Origin of the sequence: Vreelandella hamiltonii, from assembly GCF_014651775.1 — a bacterium.
In the GTDB taxonomy this organism is placed as follows: Bacteria; Pseudomonadota; Gammaproteobacteria; order Pseudomonadales; family Halomonadaceae; genus Vreelandella; species Vreelandella hamiltonii.
Genome location: NZ_BMXN01000028.1, coordinates 1 through 12,464 on the forward strand (window position 1 = coordinate 1; position 12,464 = coordinate 12,464).

Sequence of the window (12,464 nt, forward strand, 5' to 3'; positions counted from 1 at the left end):
GATGGTCATATCGCCGCATAGGTGTGCCGAATGATGCTGTGCACTATGCCAGAAAAATCAGGTGGTTGTCGACAGGCTATCCGCAACCACCTGAATAGTTACGAACTAACAACAGATTCCCATCGTCGTGTTTGCGGTGTATTTACTTGCCGTGATGAACAACGCCCTAGCGCACCAGTGAGTCTCTATTACACAAACCCTGTAGGAAGCTGGGGTAGCGTTTCAACAGCCGGTCTTCCACTCGTAGACAGCTTGCGCCAGCGCGGTATTCCTAACTGGGGAGCACACGTATTATCCCTCCAACTCAATCAACTCGAGTGGCGAACCACATCGTCACCTGGACTCGGTTATTTACATGTACCCATTGGTGGACTTAATGACGATGGCACGCTGAACATCGATCACTGGACAGCCATTGAAACCAAGCTCAGCCCACAGCGCCATGAGTGGGATGGCCGCGGCAACCCCATGACAGACCCAAGCTGGCCCCTTATCTCCGCTGGCTTGACCCCTATCGAAGGCACCATGTACACCGCGCGTGATTACTTCTTGAACAACAGTGGCAGCGGCAGTGCGTTTGGCACCAACCAGGGGCGCCGTGCAGGCATCTCGATTCCCAACCTCAATAATCCCGACGCCCAGCAGTGCTTGATCAATGCCAATATCTGGCTGACCGATGGCTTACCTTCAGTGGACCGCTTTGGCAACTCGCTGGGCAACAACGTCAGTGGCGCATTGGCCAGCGCAGAAGCGGCCATCAAACGGCTTTATGACGACACGGGGGCACAGCTCTCGAACCCTGTGCGCACCTATGTAGTCGGCTTCAACCTGCCGCCGGACATCGCCAACCTCCCCAATGTCTCGGACGACCCGCTGGGCGACCTGGCCCGCGCCGGAGGCACCGAGCGTGCCTACTTTGCCAACGACGAAGCCTCGTTGAATCAGGTGATGCAGCAGGTGCTGGGCAGCATCATCGCCGCGTCTCAATCCAATACCTCGGCGGCAGTCAACAGCGACGAATTCGGCGTGGAAGACGGCAATCTGCTCTATACGGCGGGGTTTAGAAGCGAGGACTGGTCAGGCCGCCTGGCGGCTTTTGCCGTTCAAGCAGATGGCAGCAGGAGCAGCCGCTGGAATGCCGAAACGCAGCTTGCCCAGCAGGCAGGCAACCGCCGTTTGCTGACGACTCGACGGCTGGAAAACGGCAGCCGCGCAGGCGCCCTGCTCAGCGCAGAGACCAGCGGCCTGACCAGCGCCGAGGTGCGCTGGCTGCAGGGCGAAAACGTGCAGGGGTTACGCACTCGGCAGTCGTTGCTGGGCGATATCATCAACGCCAATCCGGTGCTTCTGCAAGGGGCTGGCAGCCGCCCGCCGCTGCTGATGGTGGCCGCCAACGACGGCATGCTGCATGGTTTTCATGCCAACACGGGACAGGAGCTATTCGCGTATCTGCCGTCAGAGTTGACACAAGGGGAAGCGCCGCCCATCCGCTCCCTGACGCGTACCGACTATAACCACCGCTACTTCGTCGACGGCACCCCAGCCGTTCGCGACGTCAACATTTCCGGTGGGCCTTCAGCCGTTGCCGTCGGCACCATGGGTGCAGGTGGCCGTACGGTGTTTGCACTGGATGTGAGCAACCCCGCCAACATGGGAGCCAACAGCGTGCTCTGGGAGTTCCGCCATCCGGAACTGGGTACAGGGGTCAGCCAGCCCACCATCACCCAGCTCACCGACGGCACCTGGGCGGCCATCTTCGGCAATGGCTACAACAGCGTTGGCTATCAGGCCTCGCTGTTTGTGGTCAACCTCACGACCGGGCGCCTCATTGCGCATCTCAAAACCAACACCGGTAGCGAAGCGGCCCCCAACGGTTTGGCAACGCCCACCGTCACGGCCTGGCCCAGCTACAACGGTGCACGCTTTGCTTACGCCGGCGACCTGGCAGGCAATATGTGGCGCTTCCCGCTTACGGCAGGCAGCAGCGTCAATCGGCTTTACCAGGGCAGCGCCAGCCAGCCCATTACCTCTGCCCCAGCGGTGACGCTGAGCAGCGGCTCCCCCGATACGCTGATGGTCATGTTCGGCACCGGCAGCTATTTCCGCTCGGGCGACATTGGCAACAATGCCACGCAGCAGTTTCTGGGCATTCAGGACCGTGTCGGCCGCACGACGACCTATGGCACATCGGACCTGTTGACCCAGCGCATTAGCGGCAATGCGTCGCGAGATGGCTTCAACCTGCGGGCGAGCACCAACCTTGCGCCTTCCAGTAACCAGCGCGGCTGGCGCATCGAACTGCCTCCCGGCGAGCGCGTGATTGCTGCACCCTCGATTTCGAGCAGCCTGCCGCGCCGTGTTCGCTTCTCGACGCTGCTCCCCGATGAATCCGACCCCTGCGGCGGCGGCCGGGAAGGCTTCTTCATGTCCTTGCTGGCCGATACCGGCGGCAGTGGTGGCATGACCACCTTCGACTTCAAAGGCGATGGTCAGCCAGACAGCGACGCCACCATCAACGGCGATGCCATCACAGGCCTTCAGGCAGGTACCGGCGAGCGGCTGGTCGGAGTCAACGATGGCCAGGTAGAGCGCCTGTTCGTGGGTAACCCCGACGATCCCAGCGCATCTCCCAATGGCGATGGTTCCATCACCATCGGCTTCAACGCCGACCACCTGGGCCGTCGCGCCTGGCGGCAGCTCACCGAAGAAGAGACCGACGGCTGACCAACCTGCCAACAAATCGGGGAGCCCATGGGCTCCACGAGTTCATCTTCCAGCGTCACTCATCCTTCGACCAGCGGTAGCAGGGCATTCACGCTATCCCGTGCATCGCCGTAGAACATTCGCGTGTTCTCCTTGAAGAACAGCGGGTTCTCGATGCCCGAGTAGCCGGTGCCCTGGCCACGCTTGCTGACGAACACCTGCTTGGCTTCCCACACCTTGAGTACCGGCATGCCCGCGATGGGGCTATTGGGGTCCTCTTCGGCGGCGGGGTTCACGATGTCGTTGGAGCCGATGACGATGACCACGTCGGTGGTGGCGAAGTCGTCGTTGATTTCGTCCATTTCCAGCACGATATCGTAGGGCACCTTGGCTTCCGCCAGCAGCACGTTCATGTGCCCCGGCAAACGCCCAGCCACCGGATGAATCGCAAAGCGCACGGTTTTACCCGCAGCGCGCAGCTTGCGTACCAGGTCGCTGACCGCCGCCTGCGCCTGCGCCACGGCCATACCGTACCCGGGCACGATGATGACACTATCGGCGTCGTTCAAGGCCGAGGCAACGCCGCTGGCATCGATGGCCACCTGCTCGCCTTCGATCTCGGCGGCAGGCCCCTGAGTGCCCCCAAAGCCCCCCAGAATCACGCTGATGAAGTTGCGGTTCATCGCCTTGCACATGATGTAGGAGAGAATGGCACCGGAGGAGCCCACCAGGGCCCCGGTCACGATCAACAGGTCATTGGAGAGAGTGAAGCCCACTGCCGCCGCCGCCCAGCCGGAGTAGCTGTTGAGCATCGACACCACCACGGGCATGTCCGCCCCGCCGATGCCCATGATCAGGTGGTAGCCAATGAAGAACGCCAGTGCCGCCAGCAGGAGCAGTGTCCAGAAGCCCGCGCCATTGAGGTACAGGATCGCCAGCAAGAGCGACAGCGCCGCCGCCCCGGCATTGAGCCTATGCCCACCGGGCAGTTGGCGAGGTTTGCCATCTACCTTGCCAGCCAGTTTGCCAAAGGCCACCACGGAGCCGGTAAAGGTCACCGCGCCGATGAAGATGGCGAACACGACCTCGATCTGCAGAAAGGTCAGCTCGTCCGGTGCCTTGGTGGCCACCAGCGCAGCAAACGCAGAAAACTCCTGCATCACGCCATCGGCAGCCCGCGCGGCCATCACCCGGCGACGCTCCAGGTCGGCACTCCAGGCCACGAACACCGCCGCCAACCCGACAAAGCTGTGCAGCGCCGCGACCAGCTGAGGCATTTCGGTCATCTCGACCTTGCCCGCCACGTAAATCCCTATCCCGGCGCCGATCACCATCATCGGGATCAGCCACTCATAGCCGCCAATACCGGGGCCGAAGGCGGTGAACAGCACCGCCACCGCCATCCCGACGATGCCGTACCATACGGCACGTTTGGCCTTTTCCTGGTTGCTCAGCCCACCCAGCGAAAGAATGAACAGCACGCTGGCCGCAATGGCCGCGGCAGATACGAACCCTTGTCCTAGCATATCGTTTCTCCGCCGCTCAGGATTTCTGGAACATGGCCAGCATCCGGCGTGTCACCTGGAAGCCACCCACGATATTGATAGACGCGATCAGTACCGAAATCGCCGCCAGTACGCTCACCACACCGCTCCCCGACCCCATCTGCAGGATGGCCCCCAGGATGATGATCCCGGAAATGGCATTGGTCACCGCCATGAGAGGCGTATGCAGCGAGTGGCTCACGTTCCAGATCACCTGGAAGCCAATGAAGCAGGCCAGCACGAAGACGATGAAATGCTGCATGAACGACGCTGGCGCGACTTGCCCCAGCAGCAGCATCACGGCACCGCCTGCCGCCAACAGGCCGACCTGGCGTTTGGTCTGTGCTTTGAAGGCCGCCTGTTCGGTGGCCTTCTTCTCTTCCGGAGAGGGCTGCTTCTCTTTCTTCTTCGGCTTGGCCGCGCCAATGGCTTTGACCTTGGGCGGGGGTGGTGGAAAGGTGATTTCCCCCTGGTGGGTCACCGTGGCCCCACGAATCACGTCATCATCCATATTGTGGTGGAGCACGCCATCCTTCTCCGGCGTCAAGTCACTGAGCATATGGCGAATGTTGGTGGCATACAGCAGCGACGCCTGGGTGGCCATGCGTGAGGGGAAGTCGGTATAGCCAATCACCACCACGCCGTTATCGCTCACCACGCGCGCATCGGGCTGGGTGAGGTCGCAGTTGCCGCCCTTTTCGGCGGCCAGATCGACGATCACCGAGCCGGGTTTCATGGCCGCCACCATGTCGTCCAACCACAGTTTGGGCGCGGGTTTTCCGGGAATCAGCGCCGTGGTGATGACGATGTCCACCTCGGGCGCCTGCGCGCGGAAACATGCCAGCTGCTTTTCCCGAAACTCAGGGCTGGAGGGCGAAGCATAGCCACCGCTTTCCGCGCCGTCCTGGGCGTCTTCGAAATCGAGGAACAGAAACTCGGCGCCCATGGACTCGATCTGCTCGGAAACTTCCGGGCGCACATCGAAGGCGCGCACCACGGCGCCCAGGCTGGTAGCGGTACCGATTGCCGCCAACCCCGCCACGCCCGCCCCGATCACCAGCACCTTGGCAGGGGGCACCTTGCCCGCAGCGGTCACCTGGCCAGTAAAGAAGCGGCCAAAATTGTTGCCCGCCTCGATCACCGCCCGATAGCCCGCAATGTTGGCCATGGAAGAGAGCGCATCCATTTTCTGGGCCCGAGAAATACGCGGCACCATGTCCATGGCGATCACGGTGGCGCCTTGGGCTTTGCAGGTTTCCAGCAGCGCCGCGTGTTGGGCTGGCCAGAAGAACGCGATCAGCGTTTGGCCTTCGCGCAGCCACTGCGCCTCTTGCTCGGAGGGCTCCCGTACCTTGACGACCACGTCGGCTTCTTGCCATAGCGCCTCGGCATGTTCGACCACGGTGACGCCAGCCGCCCGGTACGCCTCATCACTGAAGCCTGCCCCAGCCCCCGCACCCGCTTCTACCAGGCACTCATGGCCCAGCTTATGGAGCTGCTGTGCGCTGTCCGGCGTCAGCGCGACCCGCGCCTCGCCTTTAGCACTCTCTTTTGGTGCGCCTATTTTCACACGCGTTCTCCCTGGTTAGCCCGCCCTGCGCACGCCTCTCCCCGTGTATTGCCAACCTCAGAAGCGGGTACGCCGTCGTGTCATGGCAACGTCATGGCGTTGCTCGTTAGCAGTTTAGGATCTAACGCCAAGCCCGCCAGTGGCCATTCAACCTTCGATTCAACCCGGTTGTAGAGCGACGACATCTTAGGGCACTGCTAGCGGGTGCTGCTGCTGGCAAAGGCCATCAGTTGATCGGTGAGCCACACGTTGGCAGGGGCATTGAGGTAAAGCTGATGCTGGATCAGCGTCATGGTGAGGGCGGGCAGCGCGGCGGGCGGCGTCACCATGCGTACCGGCAGCATGGCCACGAAGCGCTCGGCCATCTGGCGTGGCAGGGTCATGATGGCATCGGTGAGGGCAACCACGCGGGCAGCGGCAATGTAGTTCAAGTTCTTGGAGATGACACGGCGCGTCAACCCGTGCTGAGCCAGGCAGTTCTCGATGGGGCTGGGCAGCAAGCCGCTGATGTCGGCCAACTCGACGTGCGCCAGCTGAGCAAACGCCTCCAGCGCCAGCGCATCCCCCACGTGGGGGTTGTGCTGCGCCACCAGGCACACCAGCTCCTCATGCAGCCAGGGGGTTTGCACCACGCCACTGGGCAGCGACGATTGGCGATCCAGCCCCACCACCATATCCACCTGGCGCTGCTCCAGCGCCTCGTTCAGCACGTCGGGGGTAATCAGCTCTATCGAAAAACTGAGACCGGGCGCACTGCGCAGCAGCTGGCTCAAAAACGCCGGGTACATGACCTCCTCGAAATAATCCGTGGTGGCCAGGGTGAAGCGCCGCGTACTGGTGGCGGCTGCAAAGGTCGCGGGGGGCGCCAGCCCCGCCTGCAGGGCGGCCAGGGATTGCTGCACGACCGGCAACAGTGCCAAGGCACGAGGGGTCGGCTGGAGCCCTTGCCCGGAACGCACCAGCAGCGGGTCATCCAACGCTTCACGCAGGCGCTTGAGCGCATGACTCAGGGCAGGCTGGCTCAAATGGAGCTTTTCCGCCGCACGGGTGACATGGCGCTCGCGCATCAGCATCTCGAAGACGAGCAGCAAATTCAGGTCAAAATGGCGTAACGAACGCATGAGGGCTCACTATCCATAAGATGAATGATTTCATTCTAAACATTCATTTCATTCATCGCCAAAAATTCCTTATCGTCGCGCTTTCTCGCCTCGCGAACCCACGTTTCCCCCGCTGCACGCTGATAGGAGAACACATTAGGTGAACCCATCGCAGATCATGCCGAGCCTGTTTGGTGACGTCATCTCCACCTTCATGGGGGTACCCAAAGCCACCGACCCAAGCGCTACCGACGCCGAGGTCGTGGTCAGCGGTGTGCCGTTCGATCTGGCCTGCTCCGGCCGCTCGGGCACGCGCATGGGGCCTAATGCGATTCGCCAAAGCACGGCCAACCTGATTTGGGAAGGCAAGCGCTGGCCGTGGGATTTTGCGTTGGAAGAGCGCCTGCGGGTGTGCGATGCCGGCAACCTGGACTACGCCTATGGCGAACCAGAAAGCCTGATCGACAACCTGGAAAGCCACGCCATGCGCTGGCTGAAAGCGGGTAAAAAGATGCTGACGCTGGGTGGCGACCACTACATCAGCCTGCCGCTGCTGCGTGCCCATGCCCGTGAACACGGCCCGCTGGCGCTGATTCATTTCGATGCTCACACCGATACCTACGAGCAAGGCACACGCTATGATCACGGCACCATCTTCCATCATGCACTGAAGGAAGGCCTGGTCGTCCCGGAGCATTCACTGCAGATTGGTATTCGTACCAGCTATGACCGCCACAACCACCCTTACGAGGTGCTGGACGCCGACTGGGTGAACGACCACGGCCCGGCGGCAGTACTGGAGCGCATTCGCGCGCGGGTAGGTCATCACCCCGCCTACGTGACGCTGGATATCGACGGCCTCGACCCGGCCTTTGCGCCCGGCACCGGCACCCCCGTGTGCGGTGGTCTCTCCACGGACCTGATGCTCAAGGTGGTTCGCGGCATGGTCGGCATGGAGCTGGTGGGCATGGACCTGGTGGAAGTCAATCCGGCCTATGATCACGGCGACATTACCTCGCTGGCCGCCGCCACGTTAGGGCTGGAATTCCTCTACACGCTGGCGGCTTCCAAGCCCGTCAAGTGATGGCAAAGCCGCCTGGGCCATCGCTCAGGCAGCTTTGTTCAGCCAGCGAATGACCTGCTCGGCGACGGCGTCCGGGTGGGTCATGTGAATACAATGCCCTTTGGTCGGCATGACGCAAAGCTGGCTGTTGGGCATCAGCTGATGCACGAACTCGCCCACGGCCACGCTGGCCAGCTTGTCATCTTCGCTTTGCAGAATCAGCGTCGGGTGTTCCGAGATGGGCAACAGGTAACGATAATCGGAAAAGAACGTTGCCACGGCAAAGGTCTTGGCCACGGTCGGATCGGTGGAGCAGAAACTCTCCGACAGCTCGCCGACGAGGTCTTCAGTGCCCTCTTCCCCCACCACGATAGGCGCCAGGTACTCGGCCCAGCCGGTATGGCTGCTCTCCATCAAGTCGATCAGCGCATCCAGGTCGGCCTTTTCGAACCCACCGAAATAGTCGGGGGGCATGTTCAAAAAGCACGGCGAAGGGCACACCATCACTTGCCGGGTAATGCGTTCAGGCGCCTGCGCGGCAGCCAACAAACCGATATTGCTGCTGACGGAGTGGCCGACAAACACCGCATCGGTCAATTCCAGCGCTTCACACACTTCGATGACATCTCGGGCATAGCCATCCAGCGTGCTGTAGCGTACCTCGTTGAAGTCGGATTTCAGCGAATCCCCCGACCCGACGTAATCGAACAGCACCAGGGTATAGGTGTCTTTCAACCTGGGTACCAGGTACTGCCACATGTTCTGATTACAGCCAAACCCATGGGCCAGGATCAGCGTGGTGTCGCCGTTTCCCAGGATCTTCACGTTATTACGAAACATCACCCGCTCTTTGGTCAGCATAGGTCCTCACCTGGTGGCACACCGTGCCATACCAAAGGTCACTCCAGGGCCTGATCCACCTTCCTGCCGGTCATGCCCGCCATCGTTCATACTCTCGTCTGTGCCATCGTTACATAACGAAATGGCGATGGACACTCCGAAATCGTGAACGATTGTTTCTCACGAGCCACCACCTGCCACGAGAAAATATCCTCGGCCCACCGCACAAGCAAAACAGTCGTTATTGTTAATGATTGGCATTAATATTAATATCGGTGAATCATTACGGACGATGCGTTCCCATCGCTTCGTGGGCGTGGCCCTCATCCGTTGCCCACCATGACACGTGCCGACCAGACTGCCGTCATTGGCCCTCTCGACCAAGGTAAGCATCGCCCCCGACAGGAGACAGCGAGATGACCCGGGCTGCCATTGATCGGATCACCGTTGCGGATTTTCTCGATTACGGCCAGCGCTACTGTATCGAATACCGCTTTCCTGCGTTGGCATACCCACTGGAGCGAGCCGGCCAGTTGCCTGTCGCCCAAGGGCGAGTCGAGGAAAGCCTGCTGTTTCCTGGCGTCAAGCTGGTGCTCTCTGACATCGAGGTCGTGCACCCCTATGCCTCTCACTCTCTGGGCACGGCTGCATGTCTGGTCATCGTCGTGATCGAAGGGCGTGTACGCCTGGGAACCGACAATGAATGGCACTGGCTGACCGCAGGACAAGCCCATACTGTCTGCCTGAGCGACCAACATTTTCTCGACGCCTACCAGCCAGAAGGGCAAAGGCTTCGCACCCTCTCGCTCTCCCTTGATGCCACTGCTTTGCAGCAGTGGTGCGGCGAGCCGCTGCCCACCCAGTCCATCACCTGGTCTCTGCCGCCTGCCCTGCACCTGTCGTTGGAGCATGGCGTTCAGTCGCCCTTGACGGGCCATGCCCGACGCCTATTCTTCCAAGGGCTGGCCCTACAGCTAATGGCTCAGGGGCTCTCCCGCCCCCACCAAGCGCCGCTTCAGGCCACGGCTTCTCCTGGCCGCTTAGCGGCTATTCGGCGCCTGCTGGAGGAATCCCCCGAACACGAGCATCGACTAGAGGTATTAGCCGCCAGGGCGGCCATGAGCCCCAGTACATTAGTGCGTCACTTCAAGCTGGCTTATGGCTGTTCACCCACCGACTACCTGCGCCGATTGCGCCTGAACCGAGCCCGCAAACTGTTGCTCGATGGGCACACCATCCAGCAGGCAGCACACTTGAGCGGTTATCGTCATACCAGCAACTTTACGACCGCGTTTCGGCGCGCTTTTGGCGTTTCACCAAGCGCTCTGACGAAACCCTCACCTTGAGCGCCGCCTGCTGGCTATGCATAACGAATTGCTCAGCTTGCATAACCCAACGGGACGTTTAAATGGAATAATTCTCATTACCAAAATAATTCACGTCGAGAATTATCCATGCCCCCGTTAAATCGCCTTTCCCTAGCCGTCGCCATGGCCTCCGTCACACTTTCCATGCCGCTTCAGGCCGATACATCGCTGGAAACCCTCACCGTGACCGCCAGCGCTGCCACGAAGACAGACACACCTTTCATCGAGACGCCACAAGCGGTTTCGCGGGTCGAGCGTGACGATTGGGAGGCCCGTGGCGCAGAAACCGTTCAGCGAGCAGCCGACTACACTTCTGGCGTCTTCACCAACCAGATCGGTGCTTCCAACCGCTACGACTACCTGGTGCTGCGTGGTTTCGCCGACGGCAGTATCAACAACACGTTCCTGGATGGATTGAAGGTCATGAGCGATGGGGGCTCCTATAGCTCACTCTCCATCGACCCTTGGTTTCTAGAGGCCATCGAAGTCGTCAAGGGACCTGCCTCCGTGCTTTACGGACGCGCCTCGCCTGGGGGATTGGTGGCCCAGACCAGTCGTCGACCCGAATTCGAACCAGGTGGCGAGCTACGACTGCGCGTGGGCAATAACGCTCAGCGCAGCGCCGCATTTGACGTGACTGGCCCACTGGATGCCGAACGGCGTGTCGCTTTCCGCCTGACGGGGTTGGCGGGGGCTTCCGACACGCAGTTCGGCCCTGTCGAAGAGCAGCGTTATGCCATTGCTCCGCAGTTGAGCTGGGATATCAGCGACGATACCAGCCTGAACCTCCATGCCTACTTGCAGCGAGACCCTGAAGGAGGCTATCACTCTGGGCTTCCTTACGAAGGCACGGTGGTAGACCGCAACGGACGACGTATCTCTAATGCCTTCTTCGAAGGCGAGGATACCTTTGAAAAATTCCGCCGCGATCAAACCATGGTCGGTTACGAATTCGAGCACCGTTTCAACGATGCACTCAGCGCCCGCCAACGGCTGCGCTACACCGAAACCGATGTCGAGCTGGATCAGGTATATGCCTTTGGCTGGGCCTCGGCCACCGAACTCGCGCGCTACTACTCTGGTGGCGACGAGTCGCTTGATGCCCTCACCGTCGACAACCAGCTGGAAGCCAGGCTGTCCACCGGTGCTTTGAACCATACGCTCTTGTTCGGCCTGGACTATCAGCAACGCGACAACGACGTGACCTAGACCTCAGGCGCCTTCCCGACCATCGATGCGTTCAACCCAACCTACGGCGCAGGCCCCAGCGTCATGTACCCAGAGGTGCGCCAGCACCGTGCGCTGGAGCAAACCGGCGTTTATCTACAAGATCAGATGTCCTACGGCCACTGGCACGCCAACCTGGGCCTGCGCCACGACTGGGTCGACATCACCAATACCGACCAGGACAGCGGTGACACCAGTTCACTGAATGATACCCAGTCGAGTGGCCGCGCCGGGCTGCTGTATCGCTTCGACAGCGGGTTCGCGCCTTATCTCAGCTATACCACATCGTTCAGCCCCAACAGCACCACCGACCAGAACGGCGACCTGCTGGCCCCGTCCGAAGGCGAGCAGGTGGAGCTGGGGGTGAAGTATCAACCTCCTGGCACTCGCGACCAGTACAGCATTGCCCTCTTTGATATCACCCAAGAGAATGTGGCCACCAAACTGCCCAATGAAACCTTCCATCGCGCCACCGGCAGAATCGAGTCCCGTGGCGTCGAGCTAGAGGCGCACCATCGGTTCACCGACGCCCTCTCCGTGCAGGCTGCTTACAGCCACACCGATGTCACGTTAGCCAAGACCGACGATGCCAATGAAGGCAACCGCAGTAATCAGGTTCCCCGACACCAGTTGGCCGTGTGGGGCAACTATACCTTCCAGTCAGGTGCCTTGGCGGGTGTGGACACAGGTCTTGGCCTTCGCTACCACGCAGATATCCAGGCCGATGATGCCAACACCGAAAAAGTGCCCAACTACACCCTGGTCGATGCCACCTTGGGCTATGACCTGGGTCGCGTGGGCCTCGACAACATGTCAGCGCGGCTCAATGCCACCAACCTGCTGGATAAAGAGTACGTGGCCTCCTGCTACGACCTGAATTTCTGCTATTTCGGTGCCGAGCGCAGCGTCACAGCCTCGTTCCACTACTCGTTCTGAACGACCCTCTCCCGCAGCCTCATGACATGAGCGGCTGACTGACAGTCAGACATCCAGCCGCTCGCTATCATCGAGTGTTGCTTTCAAGGCAACAAACTCACCCTGCCAGGCACT

The 12,464-nt window shown here is 60.8% G+C and carries 9 protein-coding genes; 5 read left to right on the plus strand and 4 right to left on the minus strand.

The window, feature by feature from the left end:
• Positions 1-468: 468 nt before the first annotated feature.
• The gene (locus tag IE091_RS16205) at positions 469-2,724 is read left to right on the plus strand and encodes a pilus assembly protein (protein ID WP_229800868.1); all 2,256 of its coding nucleotides are present in this window, start codon (positions 469-471) and stop codon (positions 2,722-2,724) included.
• A 59-nt stretch (positions 2,725-2,783) separates the two neighbouring features.
• Here IE091_RS16205 and IE091_RS16210 read toward each other — a convergent pair whose 3' ends face one another.
• From IE091_RS16210 to IE091_RS16220, 3 genes are all read right to left on the minus strand, one after another.
• On the minus strand, positions 2,784-4,229 hold the full coding sequence (locus IE091_RS16210) for an NAD(P)(+) transhydrogenase (Re/Si-specific) subunit beta (RefSeq protein ID WP_100731489.1): 1,446 nt from the start codon (positions 4,227-4,229) through the stop codon (positions 2,784-2,786).
• A gap of 16 nt (positions 4,230-4,245) precedes the next feature.
• On the minus strand, positions 4,246-5,817 hold the full coding sequence (locus tag IE091_RS16215; RefSeq protein ID WP_100731488.1) for a Re/Si-specific NAD(P)(+) transhydrogenase subunit alpha: 1,572 nt from the start codon (positions 5,815-5,817) through the stop codon (positions 4,246-4,248).
• A 197-nt stretch (positions 5,818-6,014) separates the two neighbouring features.
• Positions 6,015-6,938 (minus strand): LysR family transcriptional regulator, encoded by a 924-nt coding sequence (locus tag IE091_RS16220; protein ID WP_016915317.1) that lies wholly within the window; start codon positions 6,936-6,938, stop codon positions 6,015-6,017.
• Positions 6,939-7,095: 157 nt separating this feature from the next.
• On the opposite strand from IE091_RS16220, the gene speB reads away from it, so the two are divergent.
• A complete protein-coding gene (gene speB, locus IE091_RS16225; RefSeq protein WP_050980309.1) occupies positions 7,096-8,001 on the plus strand; it encodes an agmatinase in 906 nt (301 codons plus the stop codon).
• Positions 8,002-8,025: 24 nt separating this feature from the next.
• Here speB and IE091_RS16230 read toward each other — a convergent pair whose 3' ends face one another.
• The gene (locus IE091_RS16230) at positions 8,026-8,841 is read right to left on the minus strand and encodes an alpha/beta fold hydrolase (RefSeq protein ID WP_189464121.1); all 816 of its coding nucleotides are present in this window, start codon (positions 8,839-8,841) and stop codon (positions 8,026-8,028) included.
• Positions 8,842-9,236: 395 nt separating this feature from the next.
• Here IE091_RS16230 and IE091_RS16235 point away from each other — a divergent pair, with 395 nt between their 5' ends.
• The 3 genes from IE091_RS16235 (at position 9,237) to IE091_RS18620 (ending at position 12,350) form a co-directional block, all read left to right on the plus strand.
• Entirely contained in the window at positions 9,237-10,166 is a 930-nt protein-coding gene (locus tag IE091_RS16235; protein WP_189464122.1) for a helix-turn-helix transcriptional regulator, read from the plus strand.
• A gap of 108 nt (positions 10,167-10,274) precedes the next feature.
• Positions 10,275-11,396: a TonB-dependent receptor plug domain-containing protein gene (locus IE091_RS18615; RefSeq protein ID WP_308428148.1), complete on the plus strand. Its 1,122-nt coding sequence runs from the start codon at positions 10,275-10,277 to the stop codon at positions 11,394-11,396.
• 21 nt (positions 11,397-11,417) lie between these two features.
• Positions 11,418-12,350: a TonB-dependent siderophore receptor gene (locus IE091_RS18620; RefSeq protein ID WP_308428149.1), complete on the plus strand. Its 933-nt coding sequence runs from the start codon at positions 11,418-11,420 to the stop codon at positions 12,348-12,350.
• Positions 12,351-12,464: the final 114 nt, after the last annotated feature.

Bases quoted from the DNA above. Each gene is read 5' to 3' on its own strand.
- IE091_RS16205 (WP_229800868.1), top strand. From the start codon at position 469: ATGACAGACCCAAGCTGGCCCCTTATCTCCGCTGGCTTGACCCCTATC.
- IE091_RS16210 (WP_100731489.1), bottom strand. From the start codon at position 4,229: ATGCTAGGACAAGGGTTCGTATCTGCCGCGGCCATTGCGGCCAGCGTG.
- IE091_RS16220 (WP_016915317.1), bottom strand. From the start codon at position 6,938: ATGCGTTCGTTACGCCATTTTGACCTGAATTTGCTGCTCGTCTTCGAG.
- speB (WP_050980309.1), top strand. From the start codon at position 7,096: ATGCCGAGCCTGTTTGGTGACGTCATCTCCACCTTCATGGGGGTACCC.
- IE091_RS16230 (WP_189464121.1), bottom strand. From the start codon at position 8,841: ATGCTGACCAAAGAGCGGGTGATGTTTCGTAATAACGTGAAGATCCTG.
- IE091_RS16235 (WP_189464122.1), top strand. From the start codon at position 9,237: ATGACCCGGGCTGCCATTGATCGGATCACCGTTGCGGATTTTCTCGAT.
- IE091_RS18615 (WP_308428148.1), top strand. From the start codon at position 10,275: ATGCCCCCGTTAAATCGCCTTTCCCTAGCCGTCGCCATGGCCTCCGTC.